The organism is Lysinibacillus sp. CTST325, assembly GCF_054665055.1.
Genome location: NZ_BAAFHO010000004.1, coordinates 174,290 through 192,378 on the forward strand (window position 1 = coordinate 174,290; position 18,089 = coordinate 192,378).

Sequence of the window (18,089 nt, forward strand, 5' to 3'; positions counted from 1 at the left end):
ATAAAAAAAACTGTAGCAAACTCGATACCCACCCGAGTTTGCTACAGTCTAAAATCATATTTATGCTTGTCTATCAAATTGTTGAATCATTTTATGCAGCTCTTCTGATTGTTTCTTTAAACCTTCTGCTAGTTTTTCTACTTGTTCAATTGCGTATGCTTGTTCTTCTGCTGCACTATGAACTTCTTGTGCACTCGCTGATGTTTCTTGAGCAATGGCTGCAACTTCTTGAGATTGACGAGCAGTTGTTTCAATGTTATGCATTTGCTGCTCAATAAGTGTAGAAATTTCGACAATCGCTGTCGCCATTTCATGTACACTTGAAGACATTCCTTCTACTTCTGTCGTTGTTTCTGATACACGTGCAGCTTCTTTTGTCGCAAATGTCACCTGTTGATTCATTTGTTTTACAACAATTTCAACGTTTTGTTGCATGGATTGAATAAGAGAAGTAATGCCCTGTACCGCCTTCGCACTTTCATCCGCTAAACTACGAACTTCTTCAGCTACAACGGCAAAACCTTTGCCATGTTCACCAGCACGCGCTGCTTCAATCGAAGCGTTTAATGCTAGTAAATTTGTTTGTGCTGCAATATCGCCAACTAAGCTAATGATACGCTCTACCTGCCCAGCATTTTCCTCTAATAGACGAATGCTTTCTAATGCCTCAGTATTGCCAGCCGCGATTTGCTGAATACTATTCACTAATGTTTCGATTGCTTTTGTTGTTGTCGTTAAATTATGTAAAATCTCTTTAGATTGTGTTGCTGATGCTTCTGCTCTACTATTAACTTCTGTCGCGAGAGCTCGTACATCTTCAATTGCTTCAGCTGTATCTTGGACTGCCGTAGCAGATGTCTCTGCACCAGAAGAAATATGCTTTACTGTAGAAGCAATATTCTCTGCTTTTTTTGTTGCAACAGCTGCTTCATCAGATAGTTGGATAATAGATTGATTAGTCTGCTGGAAGTTATTATCTATACTTTCCACCATTCCTCTTAAATTCAACACCATTTGTTGGAATGCCTCTGCAACAGAACGAATCTCATCACTTGTTTTCGGCATTTCTACATCTTGACCAATTTTCCCTTCCGCTACACGAGAAGCTGAATTTTCGAGTTGCTGTAAAGGTTTAATTAAGATTACACTGAAAATTCCAGCCAGAATACATGACCACGCAATCCCTGACAGATAAGTAAAAATTTCAAACAGTTTACGATCAATTTCTGGGAAGAAGGTAGGTTGTAAATATTCGATAAATATAAAACTAATACTGTATGTGATTAGTGCAAGAATACCGACAAATAATACTAGTTTAAGTCGTAAGCCAAACTGTTTTTTCATAGAGACCCTCAATTCTCTTCAATTTTTTTTACTAATCGTTCTACCAATTCCGTTAATTCTGCAAATGTTTCTTTATATATTTCTTTACTACCACCGTAAGGATCTACAACATTTCCTACGCTACCTTCGCTTGTATACTCTTTTAAAGTAAAAACTTTTTGTTCTGCATTTGGATAATTAGCAATAATTGTATCTTTGTGAGCTGTTGTCATTGTTAAAATTAAATCTGCCCACTCCATTTCAATTTTTGATAATTGTGTTGCTAAATGCTGATGCGTCATATTTGCTTCATATAATACTTGTTGTGCATGTGCAGACATCTCCGCATTTGGCATGGCATAAATGCCCGCTGAACGGACCTCAACATTGTCAGTTTGTTTATGTTTTAAAATAACCTCTGCCATGGGACTGCGACAAGTATTTCCGGTGCAAACAAATAGTATTTTCATACTTATCACCCTCCTTTTTCTATTGCCGGATAGCTAGTACACTCATAATGATTAAAAAAACACCTGTAATTATTTGAAGTTTATTCCCGAGCAAGACTTGACTTCTACTGGCAATGACTAATGACCCATAAGAACAAATAAGTGCACTAACACCTGCACTTATAATAAATACTGCTTCCTCTAAGTGTAGCATACCAAAAGAAACACTTACTGAAAAGGCGTCTAGGCTTGCAGTCACAGCTAAAAGTATTGGTGAAATTGTAGCCTTTTCATCTTTTCGCGAAAATAATAGTAAATGCAAGCCCATGCAAAATAATAAAATACTTGAAATCCATTGTCCCCACTCTAAGAGTAAATGCACTAAAAAGTGTCCTAATTCAAAACCTAATAACGGGAAAAGCATGTGCAATGCAGCTGTCCAAACTGATAAAAAAAATCGGTATCTAACATTTGGCATTAATACATATAAGCCAATCACATCTACAGACGTTATTATACCTGCAAGAATTCCCTGCAAGAAAGCACTCCTTCGCTCTCTAATATTTTATCATTTTATGCTCGAAAATACAGTATTATCATAATACATTTTCCTTACAACTAAGTGTTAAAAGTCACTCCAACAATAAACAATCACCTTCATTTATAGTAAAAACTTGCTAGGCTTACTACAGCTATAGATCAAGTATAAAAGTCTAAGCAGATTTTTATCCCGCTTTAACGGGCAGTAATTATTCTGTACCGAAAGCGAAGCGTCTGGTACACGATTCCCCCCCTCACTTCCAGAGAGATTCACTGCCCGTAAAAGCCCGATTGGTGAAGACTAATAATCAGTGGGGATGATGTTAAAGATTCACTTTATCTTGAATACAAAAATAGCATGCCAGAAGTTACTTCTAGCATACTATTTTTGTAGGTATTTTATTAACGAGTATACCATTTTCCTCCGGCTGCTTTCTCAAGACGATTCATAATTGCAGCCCCTACACCTTCAGTGGATGTAGTTGTCGCCAGGATAATTGTAGCTGTTGTTTTATCGCAAGCTCTTAGAGCATGATACAATGTCGCACCCATTTCTTCTTTACTACCGGCCTCTCCTACAGAGAAATAAAAATCAGCTTTGCTGTCAACAAAGCTAGCTGGTGCAAGTAACGCTACTTTATGTCCTTGTTTTTGTAATTGATGTACAGCCTCATGGACTTTATCCAAATCACATTCAATTAATAGCACAGGGGCGTTAGGAGCATAGTGTGTATATTTCATACCAGGGGCTTTTGGGGTAGCTTCTAATTTCTGCTCTATTTTTGAAGGTTGCAGTACTTGACCAATCTTAGCCTCTAACATTTCCTTCGTAATTCCGCCTGGACGCAAAATTACTGGAGGTTCGTGTGTAACATCTAACACTGTGGATTCGAGTCCAATCCCAGTAGAGCCTCCATCTAAAATATAAGGTATGTACCCTCCCAAATCATCCTGAACATGTATTGCTTCTGTAGGACTTGGCTTTCCACTACGATTAGCACTCGGCGCAGCAAGTGGCTTTTTTAATTGTTGCAGTAAGGCAAGCGCAACTGGATGATCCGGCATACGAATGCCGACAGTCGATAGACCAGCTGTCACACTGTCCGCTAGCACATTTGGCTTAACGGGCATGACAAGTGTCAGTGGACCCGGCCAAAATAAATCCATGCATTTTTTGGCTACTTCAGAAATATGCTCTATATAAAGTCCAGCTTCCTCTTGCGTGCCAATGTGGACAATTAGCGGATTGTCAGAAGGACGACCTTTTGCTTCAAATATCTTTTTGACTGCCGTGTCATTTGTTGCAACAGCTCCTAGGCCATAAACCGTTTCTGTTGGAAATGCCACGACCTCACCTGCATTTAAGATATCCACAGCTTGTGTATAATTTGTCTGACTATTCACATTACTATCCACAATCTTGCAAACGGTTTCCATAATTAAAACCTTCCTTCAATTATTCTTTTTTACTGAATTATCCACATAATGTTTATAACTTATTAAAAATTGTGCATAAGTTGTCTGAATTCGTGAACAATTCATTCAAAAAAACCTTTAATCCATTCCCATATAAAAAATGTAACGTGTTCCTTCTCTTCTTTCACTTCTTCTTTTACTTCTTCTTTCGCTTCTACTTTATCAGGCTCACAAATTGATGGGAATACGCTACACCACCAGTTATCACCACGTGCATCACCGATTTTCACGACAATCGAATGATACAAATTTTGTGGATAAAGTACAGCGTCCTTTCTCTTTGGTGGAAATAAGTTATCCCCAAGTACAACTTGTGTATCCAGCTGTGGATAATTTTCTTTTATTTCTGTTTCAATTTTTTGTTTTAATAAAAGTATTTGCTCGTTATCCACAGTTTTAGCTCCCGCACTAGCTACTACTTGCGTAAAATAGGGCTTTAAATTTTTGACAAGCTGTTCTTTTTCAAGCTGATCCTGAGTCGTATTGCTATTGGCAATAACGCGTATACGAAAATCATTTTCTTGCTCATGATTGATAGACGCTTTCGCAAAACCTACTAATGTTGGAATATATAAAACACATAATTGTAAAGCAATCGCAATAAATACTAATCTTGCAAAAGCTAGAATGATATTTCGTTTAGGTAATCTAATAATCTTGTATTCGTTTAACATAAAAATCCCTCCTTGCTCAACATTGTGGGCAAGAAGTAGATACTTTATACATGAATTTCACAAAAAATCATTCGAGGCTTACCATTTATATCTTTTTCTATCGAAATTGTAGCCTGTGGAAAACTATTTTTAAAGAATTGAGCCACCTGCTCCCCTTGTGTATAACCGATTTCAAGACCAATGAGCGCAGGTTTATTCATAAGGGGCGGAAGCTGCTCCGCCAACTTTCTATATAAAATAAGCCCGTCTTCTTCTGCAAAAAGAGCACTATGCGGTTCATGCTCTAGCACGGTACTCGACATCTCTTTCGCCTCATCAAAAGCAATATACGGTGGATTCGATAACACGATATCAAATTTCTCACCTGTCAGAGGTTTCGTTAAATCCCCTAGTCGAAAATCAATATCCGCTGCTAATCTTTGTGCATTTCTTTGTGCTGTAGTTAAAGCAGCTTCGGATAAATCAGTGGCTACGACTGTTAGCTCTGGACATTCTAGCTTCATAGAAATTGCAATTGCACCACTACCCGTTCCGACGTCTGCAAGCTTCACTGATTGATCATTAAATATTTTGTTCATACGATTAATTGTTCCAAGCACTAATTCCTCGGTCTCAGGTCTAGGAATAAGTACTGACTCATCGACAATAAATGAACGACCATAAAATTCTTCACTACCGAGGCAATACTGTACAGGTCGTCCACTCGCATGCTCTTCGATGAGTTCTTTAAATTTTTCTTTTTGTTCAGCTGTTAATTCGTCTTGAAGGTGTAACATTACTTCTGAATAGCTAGTGCCCAGTATATGCTGCATGACAATGCGTGCTGCCGTTTCCTCCCGATCATTATCCACTAAAAAAGAAGAAGCCCATTGAAGGGCCTCCATTACACTATTATAGGTCATCATTTAATCGCTCTAACTTTGATGCTTGTTCCTCTAAAATGAGCGCATCAATAATTTCGCCTAGTCTACCTTCGACGATTTGATCTAGTTTTTGAATTGTTAAACCAATACGGTGGTCTGTTACACGGTTTTGTGGATAATTGTATGTGCGAATACGCTCAGAGCGATCGCCTGAACCTACAGCTGATTTACGTGTGGCATCGATTTCCTTTTGTGCTTCTTGCAAATACATATCAGCAACACGAGCACGTAAAATTTTCATCGCCTTTTCACGGTTTTTAATTTGTGATCGTTCATCCTGCATCGATACAACAACACCTGTCGGTAAGTGAGTCATACGAACAGCTGACATTGTAGTATTTACCGATTGACCACCAGCACCAGAAGATGCAAATGTATCAACTCGGATATCTTTTTCATGGATTTCAACATCTACTTCTTCAACCTCAGGTAAGCAAGCTACTGTCGCTGTCGATGTATGAATACGCCCTTGAGATTCTGTTGCAGGTACACGTTGCACACGGTGCGCACCATTTTCAAATTTGAATTTTGAATATGCACCTTGACCGTTAATCATGAAAATAACTTCTTTATAGCCGCCCATTGCGTTTGGCGTCGCTTCCATGATGTCAATTTTCCAGCCTTGTGTCTCTGCGTAACGAGAATACATACGGAACAAGTCTCCAGCGAAAATATTCGCCTCGTCTCCACCAGCTGCTCCACGAATCTCCATAATAACGTTTTTATTATCATTAGGATCTTTCGGAATTAATAAAATGCGTAAACGTTCTTCTAACTCTTCTTGCTGTTCTTTTAGTAGGTTAAATTCTTCTTTCACCATCTCGTGCATATCAGGATCTTTTTCACTATCTAACATTTCACGTGTTTCAACTAATTGCTCTTTTACAGTTTTATATTCACGATAAGCATCTACAGTTTCCTGAATATCTGATTGTTCTTTGGAATATTCACGTAATTTTTTACTATCATTCACAATATCGGGATCACTTAAAAGCTCTGTTAACCTTTCGTAACGATCCTCCACTGCTTGTAATCGATCGAACATGGATTTCACCTCTATTTAGTTTTTATGGATCATCACCAAAACGTGTGGTTGATTTCCGTTCCGGCTGGGCGCTTTCCTGGGGCGTCCGATGAGCCGCTTGGGCCTACACGATGTAGGTCACGAAGGCGTTATCACAGGACGTGATGCCCTTAGCCTTCGTTCTTCTACTTGCTCGCTGCAGGGTCTCATCTGTGACGCTAATCCCCGAGGAGTCGCCCAGCCTCCACTCCAATCAACTTATTTACATAGTGGACGTTTTAACAAAAGTCATCCATAACTTTTGGTGATGAACCTTTTTTATGAAGTTTGCTCTTACTGAAAAAGAGAAACTTTTAATTAGAATTACGCTAAGTGCGTAAGAATATTTTTGAACATGTTTCATTTCCACTACTTAGTATAAGGAAATTTCCGCATGTATGCTACTTTTTCTTAGTTCAAACAACTGAAACAGTTTACATTATAGCGGTGGATGCGCGTGACACTTTCGACATACCGGATAGTAGGAATCATTCCCGCCAATTTGAATTTGATCACCTGTATAAACAGGTTTTCCACTTTCATCAACACGCAAATTCATTGTCGCTTTTTTATGGCAGAACCAGCAAATCGTTTTCATTTCCTCAATTTTATCTGCATATGTAAGCATGTACTGACTGCCTTCAAATAACTCATTTTGGAAATCGTTTTTTAGACCGAAGCCCATGACCGGAATATCTAACTCATCTACGATATATGCTAATTGCAAAACATGCTCTTTTTTTAGAAATTGTACTTCATCAACAAGTACACAATATGGTTTTACAGCATTGTTTTTTACTAGCTCAAAAATATTTGTATCATCATTAACAGGAATGGCTTGTTGACGTAAGCCTACTCGACTTGAGATAAAGCCTACTTCATCTCGCGTATCTATGCCTGGTGTAAACATCATTACAGGTTTTTGTTGCTCTTCATAGTTATGCGCAACTTTTAAAATTTCTATGGATTTACCACTATTCATTGCACCATGTTTAAAATATAGCTGTGCCATGTTGTCTTCTCCCTTTCTTCATGTCGATCTGGATACCGAAAAGACTCGCATCAGGTGATTCTTTATTATACTGAAAAAAATACCTGCCAAGCACATGCTTGGCAGGTATTAAACTAACATTAGTTTTTAAGACCGTATTTTTTGTTGAAACGATCCACGCGACCATCAGTAGACGCGAATTTTTGACGGCCAGTATAGAATGGGTGACATTCGTTGCAGAACTCGACAACGATGTTTTCTTTTACTGAACCAGTTTTGAAAGAGTTACCGCAAGAGCAAGTTACTGTTGCTTCTTTGTAATCTGGATGAATTCCTTGTTTCATATTCGTTTTCTCCTCTCGCCCTGAACCATCTGGAACAGAGTATTATCGAACTGTACCTTACATAGCCCGAATATGTCGGCTGCATATGTACACGTTACATACCTTGCAATATTACCATATAAAATATACTTTTGACAATAGTTAATGGTTAGTTATTTATAACAGATAATTTAAATATTGCCCTATTGCAGAGTCGATAATAAAAGAGAAAATAATCTTAGATAAAATACCCGCTACTATTAAATAGAAAATAAAACCGTAAAAACTATCAATAGTTTTAGATTTATTACTTAACAACTTAATCATGACAAAAATAGGGATGATTCCAATAACTAACGCAACCCCACCGTATATCATCATTATTGAATACTTAAATGATTGAAATAACCCAAATAAAATACTTAAAACCGCAAAGGCTATAGGTAGTGTATAATAGTTCCCTATTTTCCTAATAACATTTGTAAAACTTTGACTTTCTGAAAATAGTTTCGAGGTTAAGAATATTCCTAAGACACTTATTGCGATTAGTAAAGAAATAAATAAAGACATATAAAAGAATACTTGAATAAAGGATGGACTAAGGCTTTGGAAGATACCGAATCCTCCAGAAAAGATATTTTTCGTTAACACGTATACTGATAATGCTGTTAATACAACATAGATAATCATACTAGCAAGGCTATTTTTCCAAGTCGCTTCAACGTTAAAATTTGCGGACGGCATTTTTAATTGTTCAAAAAAATAGTTAAAGTATAACTTAGAATTCTTTTTAATTAATTCAATTTGCTCATTACTTTGCGTAGTACTCTGAGCAGTCTGCGTATATTGTGAGTGTGGTTGTTCATCACTCATGCTATGCGTTGTTGCCGCTCGTTCTTGTGCAGCATTTTCAATCGGAGCTCCACATTTCCCACAAAATCTTCCGTCATCCTGCGCATGACCACATGCTAAACAGTTTTTCATATGTACACCTCATTAACATTTTGTCTTTTTCGTATGTAAGACGAAAAGACATATTTCTTTTTTATGTTCATAACTAGTGGAACCTTCTTTATAGCTCGATTGCAACTTTACTACAGTATGTACAAAACAATACTTCCTCACTATTTCGTTCCCCGCAATTTGTGCAAAATTACACTAATAATACCCATTACCTATATATTATAACAAAATTATACAACAAAAAATTTCGAAATAATAGATTTGTTTACTATATTTATTCAACCTTAGATGAATACTTTGAAGATTTATCGGTACAATTTTAACTTTTATCGGAATAACTTCAGTTTTTAGATTAGAAAAGCGCATCATCCTCACGTTATGGTAAAAAAAATCACCATCAATTATTACTAGTCGATGGTGATTTTTTTATAGTTAACCACGCACTTCACGATAGTCATTATCCGCTAAACCTATTTTTTTATTTCGTTCTTTGAATCGAATATTATGGGAAGACACGTACGCCACTTTTGGTGCATCCGGCTCTAAATAAAGCTTTGCACTATTCAATGCTAGAATACCATCCGTAAATGCACCTGCTATTAATCTTACCTTAGAAGGGTGATCTACAAAATCTCCTGCACCATAAACACCTTCTATATTTGTTTCACGTTTTTCATTGACAATAGCTACTCCGTCTTGAATATCTAAGCCCCACTCTTCAAGTGCGCTATAATCACATTTCAAGCCATGATTAACGATGACTGCATCTACTTCTAATTGTTCTATTTCGTCCGTCTCTTTATTGGCGATTGACACAGACTGTATTAAATCACCATCACCATGCAATTGCACCACTTCATAAGGTGTTTTTATAGATACAGTGGATTCGCGCATTTTTATAACATTTTTTTCATGACCACCAAATTCATCACGTCGATGAACAATTGTTACACTAGCAGCAATTGGCACTAGCTCATTTGCCCAATCTACAGCAGAATTACCACCACCAGAAATTAAAATATGCTTATTACGGAAAATTTCTAGCTCTTGTACTGTGTAATATAAATTTGTCACCTCATAGCGATCTACTCCTGCTATCTCAAGCTTTTGCATAGAAAGTACACCGTATCCAACTGCTAAAATGACCGTTTTCGAATAGTGTTTTTCCCCTGTTGAGGACGTTAAAATAAATGTACCATCACTCTGCTTCTCTAATCTTTCAACCTTTTGATTTAAGACAATAGTTGGTTCAAATGTTCTTGCCTGTTCAACTAGTTGTTCAATTAGCTGTCCACCTAATATTGGTGTTACACCACCAACATCCCAAATCATCTTTTCAGGATAAATTAACATTCGACCACCAAGCTGAGAGCTATATTCAATAATTTTCGTCTTTAAGTCGCGCATCCCACTATAAAAGGATGTATAAAGTCCTGCGGGTCCCCCACCAACAATCGTTACATCATACATTTCTAACGTCATAATCGGCATTCCTCATTTCATCTTTGTCAAATTTATCAATTTTTTTAAACATATACGACAATTTATTTTTCACTCTTTTTCTTCTCTAACAGCATATTTGTCACTTCTTCTACTTGTGCAAGTACAGCAATCGGGTCAAACGGCCAAAATCTTTTAGCATCTAAATAAAATACATTGTTGTTTTTTACTGCATCTATCGACTTCCATAGAGAATCTTCTCTGTTTAGCTCAGCACCATTTGTTTCATCAACGAAAATATAGTCTCCCGCATATTCAGGTAATACCTCGTAAGAAACTTGCTTGAACGTTTCCCCTTTTTCAATTAACTCCTCTTGAATATTTTGGGGCGCTTTAAGTTGCAATTTCTTATAAATTGCCTGCCCACCGCGATAAATACCATCACCGTATACATAAAATTCCTTGCCGTATGCACCAAAGATAGAAAACGTTTCATTTCGATCTAAAACTTCTGCTAGCTTTTCACGATTTTCTGACACTTGCTCTTCAAACATTTTCAACCAAGCTTCTCCTTCTGCTTGTTTTCCTAAAATTTCAGCAATCCCTCTTACTTCTACTTCCACACTACGGTAGGTTTCATACGGCAAAACAACAGTGGGTGCTATTTTTGATAACTTTTCGTACGATTCTGCATCCGCTTGAGCTGTAATAATTAAATCTGGCTTCAAGGCTAAAATAGATTCAATTGCACTTTCCCCTGTATTTTCTATATCATCAATTTGATCTTGAATGTGTACATTTTCTAAATCTTGTTTTGTCGCACCTACTGGCTTTACCCCTAATAGTAATGAAGTTGGCAAATATGCATCCACTACAAGTCGCTCAACTTTTGTAGGAATTTCAATTTCTCCATTAATAGTGGATATCTTTTTAGTCGTAGCACCTGTCTCTTCTTTAGGATCACTAGCCATTGAGTTCTCATCATTGCTACTACATCCCACAAGCATCAATGTTAATATAAATAAAAATATAGTTAGTTTTTTTATCATTCTCTCACCTTTGATAATAATATTCATTCTCAATAAAGATAATAAAAACACTCCCTTTTATTCCTTTAGACGTGCTAATAAATATAAGAAATATGGTGCGCCTAAAACTGCTACAACAATCCCAGCTGGAATTTCTGATGGCTCTAGAATAGAACGACCGATTGTATCAGCCATTAAAACTAATAAGCCCCCTAAGAGTGCTGCTGCTGGCAGTAAAAACTGATGTTTGGACCCAACAAGCTGACGTGCTAAATGTGGTGCAATTAATCCGACAAATCCAATACCACCACTAACTGACACACTTGCTCCAGCTAATCCTACTGATGCTACTAGAAGCCAACGACGTTCCCTTTCAATAGAAGCTCCCAATCCGACTGCTGTTATTTCTCCTAAATTTAATACATTCAATACACGGGATTTTGTATACACAAATGGTAGTAAAATTAGTAACCACGGCAATAAAGATAATACGAATCTCCAATTTGATCCCCAAATACTCCCCGCTAACCACGTTGCAACGAATTGGTAGTTTTCAGGTGTTAAACGCAGAGTTAGCACAATCATTGCTGAGCTAATACCCGCTGCTATTGCAATCCCTGTTAATATTAGGCGCATTGGTGTAATTCCTTCATGACGTCGATAAGAAAGTGTATAAATTAAAGCAGCTGCCATTCCTGATCCTACAAATGCTAACAATGGCAGTAAATATACAGGTGCTGCTTCAGTAGATGGAAAAAATGAAATATAAAGCATAACTGCAAGTCCAGCTCCTGCATTTATCCCCAAAATGCCTGGGTCAGCTAGAGCATTTTTAGAAATGCCTTGTAAAATAGCCCCCGAAATTGCTAAGCCCATCCCCACTAAAACAGCGATAACAATACGAGGTAGCCTAAATTCAAATAAAATAAGTTGTTGTTGGCTATCCCCCTGACCAAATAGTGTTCGAATAACCTCCATTGGTGTTAGTTTTATAACCCCTGTATTCATACTAATGACCAATGTGATGACTATTAGCAGAGCTAACGCACCTAGAATTAGGAAGTTTTTCTTTTTAGCTTTTTGTTGAGTTGGTGTTAAAAAGCTATTACTCATAGTTCTTTTCCTCCTTTACGTGCTAAATATAGGAAGAATGGAACTCCGATAAAGGCAATTAGCGCTCCAATCGGCGTTTCGTAAGGTGGATTAATCATCCGTGCAACAAGATCAGCCACCACAACAAGTAATGCTCCATATACTAATGAACACGAGATAATCCAACGATAATCGTGTCCAACTATGTATCTCATAAAATGCGGAACTATTAACCCAACAAACCCGACTGCTCCTACGACTGATACTGCCGCTCCAGCCAAAACTAAAACAATCACCATTCCCCATACTTTTACTACGTTAGTACGTTGCCCAAGTCCTACGGCAATTTCTTCTCCTAAACTCAGTAATGTTATGGAGCGTGATAAAATTAGAGCTCCAATCATTGCCGCCAGTATCCATGGCGACAATATTTGAAGATGATACCATTTTGTACCTGAAACACCTCCTGCATACCAAAAGGCTAAGTCTTGTCCAATACGATAATAAAGGGCAACTCCTTCCCCTAGCGCACCTAATAGAGCACTTACAGCAGCACCTGCCAGCACTAATCGCATTGGCGTTAGACCACCTTTTGACAGCGAACCTACGCCATAAACAATCGCAACACCTAAGCCCGCTCCAACAAATGACCATAAAATTATATACATGTACGATAAATCAGGGAAAAAAGCAAAGCATATTGCTAGCATAAACGCGGCCCCAGAATTTAAGCCTAATAACCCAGAATCAGCTAATGGATTGCGTGTCATGCCTTGCATAATCGCACCTGCGACCGCAAAGCATCCACCTACTAATCCTGCGCCCAACACTCGTGGTAATCGAATATCATGTATAATTTGATGTGTTGTTACATCCGGTGAAAAATGAGTAATAGCTGTCCATACAGTACTCAATGATATATCTGCCGCACCAAATGAAATAGACAAGCCGATGGCAAATATTAACCCTACCACCCCAACAATTAAAGCTACTACACCACGGACTGGATGAGATCGTTGCTGTAGGTCCTCTAAATCTCTATGCCCTCCTACTCCTGTAGACGTAGTCATACACTTCCTCCTTACTACTTATTCAATTCTCTACAAAACGTTATTCTTTCATGTCATACAGTTGGTAAGATAAGCAAATTGGATTTTTACTATATGGGCAGACGGCCATTTCTGCATCAATATTGAACACCTTTTGTAAATTTTCCTTTGTCATCACTTCATTTGGCTGACCATTCACAATTAATTGCCCTTCCCTCATAGCAATCATAAAGTGAGAAAAACGAGAAGCATGGTTCAAATCGTGTAATACCATCACAATCGTTCTTTTTTCCTCTTTATTTAGCTTTTGTAACAGTAATAAAATATCTAGCTGATGTGCTAAATCTAAATAAGTAGTTGGTTCATCAAGTACTAGAATATCTGTACCTTGAGCTAATGCCATAGCAATCCATACTCGTTGACGTTGGCCACCTGATAGCGCCTCTATAGGACGGTCACTAAACTCTCTAAGGCCTGTTACATCAATAGCCCAATGAATATATTCATAATCTTCCTTGTGTAATGTACCAAACCCCGCTTGGTGAGGGAAACGGCCATAGGATACTAATTCAAAAACTGTTAACCCTCCTGGTGCTGTTGCTGTTTGAGGCAAAATTGCCATTCTTTTTGCGACCTCTTTTGTCTTCAGCTGATGAATGGCCTTTCCATCTAAGTAAACTGCCCCATTTTGTGTTCGCAGTACACGTGCTACAGCCTTTAATAAAGTAGATTTACCACAGCCATTTGGACCAATAATCGTCGAGATTTGTCCCTTTGGAATTTCTACACTTAAATTATTTACAATGAGCGTCGAGGAATAACCAATAGCCACACGATCTATCTCAAGTACAGACATATAAAACTTCCTTCCCTTTTTAAAATGATAAATTACTGCTTAAATTTGTAAGCCGAATTGCGCTGTATACAAACCATAGTAAGCATTTTTTCTTTCCATTAATTGCTCATGAGTACCTTCTTCAATAACGCCTTTCTTCGATACAACGACAATTCGATCTGCGTCTTTTATCGTTGCTAAACGATGTGCAATTACTAATGTTGTACGCCCTACCGCAAGCTCGTTTAATGCTTGTTGAATTGCCTGTTCGGTTTCCGTATCTAATGCAGATGTTGCTTCATCCAAAATCAATATTTTGGGGTTTTTCAAGAAGATACGTGCTATCGATAATCTTTGCTTTTGCCCACCTGATAATTTCACACCACGTTCACCAATTAATGTATCCATGCCCTCGGGGAGATCTTTAATGACATCTGTAAGCTGCGCTCGCTGTGCAGCATCCCAAATATCTTCCTCATTTGCGTTTAAATCCCCATAAGCGATGTTTTCTCGAATTGTGCCATCAAACAAAAAGACATCCTGTTGTACAATTCCTATATGTGAACGTAACGACTGTAGCTTAAAGTCTCGTATATCAATGCCATCAATATTAATTGAACCTTCATTTACTTCATAAAAACGTGGTAATAAACTGCAGATGGTAGACTTCCCTGCACCAGATGGACCTACTAGCGCAACTGTTTCACCAGGACGTACCTTTAAATTAATATGATGTAAGGCACGATTATTTTCAGAATAACCGAACGATACTTTATTAAAAATAATTTCCCCATCAATTTCATCGATATCTTTTGCCTCTGAATGATCTGCAATTTCAGGTGCTGTTTCTAGAAATTCGATGTACCGTCTAAACCCTGCCATTCCTTTCGGATAGCTTTCAATAAACATATTAATTTTATTAATTGGATTTAAAAGAATACTTGATAATAAAATAAATGCGATAAATTCACCATTTGTTAAATGACCCTTTAAAACGAAATATGCCCCAACAAATAGAGTAAATAATGATAAAACCTTTGTGAGAATGCCTGAAATTGCTTCATTCCAAGCCATTACTTTATAGGAAAAGAGCTTTGTCATTCGAAATCTTTCATTGTTTACTTTAAAACGTTTTATCTCATGTTCTTCATTTGTAAAGGCTTGTACAACACGGATACCACTTACATTGTTTTCAACACGTGCATTAAAATCTGCGATATCTCCAAACATCTGACGGAATGCTTTGGACATTAACTTCCCAAAAATAATCGTTAAAATTAAGATAATTGGTACCAGTAAAAAAATAAGTATTGTAAAGGTTGGATCAATGTAGAACATAACACTGAATGTACCCACAATCGTCATCGCAGCAATGAACATATCCTCGGGACCATGGTGTGCAAGCTCACCAATATCCATTAAATCGTTCGTTAATCGTGAGACAAGATGACCTGTTTTATTATTATCAAAATATCGAAATGATAACTTTTGGATGTGACTGAAAGCTTCTTTTCGCATATCTGTTTCGATATTAATGCCAAGCATATGTCCCCAATAGGATACGGTAAAATCTAATATTGAATTGAATATGTAAAGCATTAGGAGCAATAAACTAGCCATAATAATCCATTTCATGTCACCGTCAGGAAGAATATCATCAATGACCTTATTTAAGACGATGGGAAAAGCCAGTTCAATAAGGGCTACTAATATGGCACAGGAAAAATCCAAAATAAATAATCCTTTATAGGGCTTGTAATATGAAAAGAAACGCTGTAATAACATTGAGAAGCCTCCTATTATCAATATCATTCATAGTTCTCTAGTAAATAAGCTACCTGATCATACACAGATAGCTCTCGTTTTTGTAATCCGCATTATTGTTGTTGAGCCTTTGTAAACTCTACTATTTTGTCAGCCATATCTTCAGCTTGGTGTAATCCAGAGAGTGGATCAGAAGCAAAATAATATTCTGGTTTTAATTCGATTGTTTTATTATTTTTTACAACATCTAAATTTGTCCATGTGGGAGGGAATTTCTCTTCTTTATTAAAGAAATTAATAACAAAAACATAATCCCCGACATAGTCTCCTACCACTTCATAGGATATTTCATAACGCCCACCTGAAGATTCTTTTGTATCAAAAAGCTTCTGCACCTTTTCCTGTGGCTTCATATTAAGTATTTGATAAAGGGCTCTTCCACCTGAAACACTTGAATTCGATACAACTGTTGCATTTTTTTCGAACACATCAAAAATAGTAAAAGTTGCTCCTTCTGGGATTGCATTATTTATTTTTTTCTGCGCTTGAGCTATTCTGTTCTCAAACTCTTGAACGAATGCGCTAGCTTCGTCCTGACGACCTAAATATTCGCCCATCGCTTTAACTTCCTCGGTAGCTGATTTATGTGCTGATTCAGCAAATACAATAGTTGGTGCAATCTTTTCATATTTCTCTACATCTTCTTTATTCCATGTAATGATTAAATCTGGCTTTAATTCTAAGATCTTTTCTAATGACGCATTACCATCTATACCAATATTAGAAATTTCCCCTTCCTTGTAATACTGTTTTAAAAATGCAGCATAGTCTAAATTAGCTGTCACTGCCCCTACTGGGACGACATCCAACGCTAGAATTTGTCCAAGGTACCAGTCTGTCACTACCCGTTCTGCTTTTGCTGGAATCTCTACCTGTCGTCCGCTATCATCAGTTACAGTTCTAGTCTGTGCTTCTTCTGACGTCGTTGCATTCTCTTTTTGTTCAGCAGATTGTTTTGTATCATTCCCACATGCTGCAAGTAAAACGAATAGACTTAATAAAAACGGTATCTTTAAATTCCTACTTATTTTTTTCATCATTATGTTATTTTCCTCATTTTCAAATTGTTTTGCTTGCGCGAGCTGATTCTTATTGTATTGAAAATGATTCTCATTTGTAATAGCGATTTCGGACAAGCTAGATGTACATTTCAGCCTAAAATTACTTGGCGCCATATTTGTTGCTTTTTTAAAAGCTCGACTAAAATAGTTTTCATCTTCAAATCCAAGTGAAATAGCAATTTCTTTTATGCTATAATGATTAGCTATTAAATAATGCTTGGCCTTTTCTATTCTTAGCTCCTGTAAATAAATTTGTGGACCAACTTCATAGCGAGCTTTAAAAATACGTAATAAATGACGTGTACTAATGTTCAATAAATCGGCAAGAGCTTGGACGGATAAAGGTTCACGAATGTGTTGCTCTATATACAGACGTGCTACTTCTGCCTTATCAATGTCATGTGGTTTCCCACGTCCCTCTGCTAATTCTTGAAAAATGCGATAGATGAATTCATAAAAGGATACTTTCACTGATAAATGCTCTTGGATAGAACCTGACTGCCATTTGCTGTACATATCTTGCAGAACTGTATGGATGGCTATTGGATTTGCTGGTACACAAGAGAAACTTGTTTGGAATGGCTGGTATTGCATCTGTAAGTGTTGCAAAAATGCGTCTTTGTATAGCACATCCCCTTTATAGGAAATGAGGAAGTAGCTAATACTATTTGGTGCTGTAATATGGAGAGATTGGGACTTTCCAATGTGGAAAATACTAAAGTGCTGAACATGATAAGGTTGCTCATCAATGATAATTTTTGCATCTCCTGCTGTCATAACAAGAAATGTGCTTTTTTTTAAAACCCTTGACATTCGTACAGCGGTATTACTGACATAATCAATTTGCTTCAACTGGATAAATGCATTTTGCCATAGAAGCATATAGGCGTCATAATTCATCTCTGTCTCCTTAAAAATAAGATTTCATGCTACCATTATATTGGTAATGATAATGATTATCAATATCATTGTTGTTTTATGAGATGAAAAATATACAAATAGTCAAAGCGAGACTATATTTTATTTAAACAATTT

The 18,089-nt window shown here is 37.1% G+C and carries 18 protein-coding genes and 1 pseudogene; 1 reads left to right on the forward strand and 18 read right to left on the reverse strand.

The window, feature by feature from the left end; translation table 11 throughout:
- Positions 1-60 precede the first annotated feature (60 nt).
- The 7 genes from ACYQ73_RS12455 to prfA form a co-directional block, all read right to left on the reverse strand.
- On the reverse strand, positions 61-1,344 hold the full coding sequence (locus ACYQ73_RS12455) for a methyl-accepting chemotaxis protein (protein WP_460012783.1): 1,284 nt from the start codon (positions 1,342-1,344) through the stop codon (positions 61-63).
- An 8-nt stretch (positions 1,345-1,352) separates the two neighbouring features.
- Entirely contained in the window at positions 1,353-1,793 is a 441-nt protein-coding gene (locus ACYQ73_RS12460) for a low molecular weight protein arginine phosphatase (RefSeq protein ID WP_460012784.1), read from the reverse strand.
- 19 nt (positions 1,794-1,812) lie between these two features.
- Positions 1,813-2,310 carry a manganese efflux pump MntP gene (locus ACYQ73_RS12465; protein ID WP_460012785.1) on the reverse strand — a complete coding sequence of 166 codons (498 nt, stop codon included), beginning with the start codon at positions 2,308-2,310 and terminating at the stop codon, positions 1,813-1,815.
- A 404-nt stretch (positions 2,311-2,714) separates the two neighbouring features.
- The gene (locus tag ACYQ73_RS12470; protein WP_460012786.1) at positions 2,715-3,749 is read right to left on the reverse strand and encodes an L-threonylcarbamoyladenylate synthase; all 1,035 of its coding nucleotides are present in this window, start codon (positions 3,747-3,749) and stop codon (positions 2,715-2,717) included.
- A 101-nt stretch (positions 3,750-3,850) separates the two neighbouring features.
- Positions 3,851-4,462 (reverse strand): stage II sporulation protein R, encoded by a 612-nt coding sequence (locus tag ACYQ73_RS12475; RefSeq protein ID WP_460012787.1) that lies wholly within the window; start codon positions 4,460-4,462, stop codon positions 3,851-3,853.
- Positions 4,463-4,506: 44 nt separating this feature from the next.
- Complete coding sequence (gene prmC, locus ACYQ73_RS12480) at positions 4,507-5,367, reverse strand: peptide chain release factor N(5)-glutamine methyltransferase (protein ID WP_460012788.1); 861 nt, start codon at positions 5,365-5,367, stop codon at positions 4,507-4,509.
- Complete coding sequence (prfA, locus tag ACYQ73_RS12485; RefSeq protein ID WP_460012789.1) at positions 5,354-6,430, reverse strand: peptide chain release factor 1; 1,077 nt, start codon at positions 6,428-6,430, stop codon at positions 5,354-5,356. The genes prmC and prfA overlap by 14 nt, the downstream gene beginning before the upstream one ends.
- An 88-nt stretch (positions 6,431-6,518) precedes the next feature.
- Here prfA and ACYQ73_RS12490 point away from each other — a divergent pair, with 88 nt between their 5' ends.
- Complete coding sequence (locus ACYQ73_RS12490; RefSeq protein WP_460012790.1) at positions 6,519-6,707, forward strand: hypothetical protein; 189 nt, start codon at positions 6,519-6,521, stop codon at positions 6,705-6,707.
- A gap of 180 nt (positions 6,708-6,887) precedes the next feature.
- Here the strand turns inward: ACYQ73_RS12490 and ACYQ73_RS12495 are convergent, their stop codons facing one another.
- The 11 genes and pseudogenes from ACYQ73_RS12495 to ACYQ73_RS12545 form a co-directional block, all read right to left on the reverse strand.
- A complete protein-coding gene (locus tag ACYQ73_RS12495; protein WP_049668006.1) occupies positions 6,888-7,460 on the reverse strand; it encodes a thymidine kinase in 573 nt (190 codons plus the stop codon).
- A 119-nt stretch (positions 7,461-7,579) separates the two neighbouring features.
- Positions 7,580-7,783 carry a 50S ribosomal protein L31 gene (gene rpmE, locus ACYQ73_RS12500; protein ID WP_053484459.1) on the reverse strand — a complete coding sequence of 68 codons (204 nt, stop codon included), beginning with the start codon at positions 7,781-7,783 and terminating at the stop codon, positions 7,580-7,582.
- A 156-nt stretch (positions 7,784-7,939) separates the two neighbouring features.
- Positions 7,940-8,746: a hypothetical protein gene (locus ACYQ73_RS12505; protein ID WP_460012791.1), complete on the reverse strand. Its 807-nt coding sequence runs from the start codon at positions 8,744-8,746 to the stop codon at positions 7,940-7,942.
- Positions 8,747-8,834: 88 nt separating this feature from the next.
- Positions 8,835-8,915: pseudogene (locus ACYQ73_RS12510) on the reverse strand (zinc-ribbon domain-containing protein); the annotation flags it as partial.
- Between the two features lie 242 nt (positions 8,916-9,157).
- A complete protein-coding gene (locus tag ACYQ73_RS12515; protein WP_460012792.1) occupies positions 9,158-10,207 on the reverse strand; it encodes an NAD(P)/FAD-dependent oxidoreductase in 1,050 nt (349 codons plus the stop codon).
- A gap of 62 nt (positions 10,208-10,269) precedes the next feature.
- Complete coding sequence (locus tag ACYQ73_RS12520) at positions 10,270-11,241, reverse strand: ABC transporter substrate-binding protein (protein ID WP_460012793.1); 972 nt, start codon at positions 11,239-11,241, stop codon at positions 10,270-10,272.
- 30 nt (positions 11,242-11,271) lie between these two features.
- Positions 11,272-12,306, reverse strand: a complete 1,035-nt coding sequence (locus ACYQ73_RS12525; protein WP_460012794.1) for a FecCD family ABC transporter permease — start codon at positions 12,304-12,306, stop codon at positions 11,272-11,274.
- A complete protein-coding gene (locus ACYQ73_RS12530; protein WP_460012795.1) occupies positions 12,303-13,355 on the reverse strand; it encodes a FecCD family ABC transporter permease in 1,053 nt (350 codons plus the stop codon). The genes ACYQ73_RS12525 and ACYQ73_RS12530 overlap by 4 nt, the downstream gene beginning before the upstream one ends.
- A 40-nt stretch (positions 13,356-13,395) precedes the next feature.
- Positions 13,396-14,190 (reverse strand): ABC transporter ATP-binding protein, encoded by a 795-nt coding sequence (locus ACYQ73_RS12535; protein WP_460012796.1) that lies wholly within the window; start codon positions 14,188-14,190, stop codon positions 13,396-13,398.
- A gap of 39 nt (positions 14,191-14,229) precedes the next feature.
- Positions 14,230-15,954: an ABC transporter ATP-binding protein gene (locus ACYQ73_RS12540; RefSeq protein ID WP_460012797.1), complete on the reverse strand. Its 1,725-nt coding sequence runs from the start codon at positions 15,952-15,954 to the stop codon at positions 14,230-14,232.
- Between the two features lie 92 nt (positions 15,955-16,046).
- Complete coding sequence (locus ACYQ73_RS12545) at positions 16,047-17,954, reverse strand: AraC family transcriptional regulator (protein WP_460012798.1); 1,908 nt, start codon at positions 17,952-17,954, stop codon at positions 16,047-16,049.
- Positions 17,955-18,089 lie beyond the last annotated feature (135 nt).

Bases quoted from the DNA above. Each gene is read 5' to 3' on its own strand.
- ACYQ73_RS12470 (WP_460012786.1), bottom strand. From the start codon at position 3,749: ATGGAAACCGTTTGCAAGATTGTGGATAGTAATGTGAATAGTCAGACA.
- rpmE (WP_053484459.1), bottom strand. From the start codon at position 7,783: ATGAAACAAGGAATTCATCCAGATTACAAAGAAGCAACAGTAACTTGC.
- ACYQ73_RS12490 (WP_460012790.1), top strand. From the start codon at position 6,519: ATGAGCCGCTTGGGCCTACACGATGTAGGTCACGAAGGCGTTATCACA.
- ACYQ73_RS12540 (WP_460012797.1), bottom strand. From the start codon at position 15,954: ATGTTATTACAGCGTTTCTTTTCATATTACAAGCCCTATAAAGGATTA.
- ACYQ73_RS12475 (WP_460012787.1), bottom strand. From the start codon at position 4,462: ATGTTAAACGAATACAAGATTATTAGATTACCTAAACGAAATATCATT.
- prfA (WP_460012789.1), bottom strand. From the start codon at position 6,430: ATGTTCGATCGATTACAAGCAGTGGAGGATCGTTACGAAAGGTTAACA.
- ACYQ73_RS12505 (WP_460012791.1), bottom strand. From the start codon at position 8,746: ATGAAAAACTGTTTAGCATGTGGTCATGCGCAGGATGACGGAAGATTT.
- ACYQ73_RS12525 (WP_460012794.1), bottom strand. From the start codon at position 12,306: ATGAGTAATAGCTTTTTAACACCAACTCAACAAAAAGCTAAAAAGAAA.
- ACYQ73_RS12545 (WP_460012798.1), bottom strand. From the start codon at position 17,954: ATGAATTATGACGCCTATATGCTTCTATGGCAAAATGCATTTATCCAG.
- ACYQ73_RS12460 (WP_460012784.1), bottom strand. From the start codon at position 1,793: ATGAAAATACTATTTGTTTGCACCGGAAATACTTGTCGCAGTCCCATG.
- ACYQ73_RS12530 (WP_460012795.1), bottom strand. From the start codon at position 13,355: ATGACTACGTCTACAGGAGTAGGAGGGCATAGAGATTTAGAGGACCTA.
- ACYQ73_RS12520 (WP_460012793.1), bottom strand. From the start codon at position 11,241: ATGAATATTATTATCAAAGGTGAGAGAATGATAAAAAAACTAACTATA.
- prmC (WP_460012788.1), bottom strand. From the start codon at position 5,367: ATGATGACCTATAATAGTGTAATGGAGGCCCTTCAATGGGCTTCTTCT.
- ACYQ73_RS12515 (WP_460012792.1), bottom strand. From the start codon at position 10,207: ATGACGTTAGAAATGTATGATGTAACGATTGTTGGTGGGGGACCCGCA.
- ACYQ73_RS12495 (WP_049668006.1), bottom strand. From the start codon at position 7,460: ATGGCACAGCTATATTTTAAACATGGTGCAATGAATAGTGGTAAATCC.
- ACYQ73_RS12455 (WP_460012783.1), bottom strand. From the start codon at position 1,344: ATGAAAAAACAGTTTGGCTTACGACTTAAACTAGTATTATTTGTCGGT.
- ACYQ73_RS12535 (WP_460012796.1), bottom strand. From the start codon at position 14,190: ATGTCTGTACTTGAGATAGATCGTGTGGCTATTGGTTATTCCTCGACG.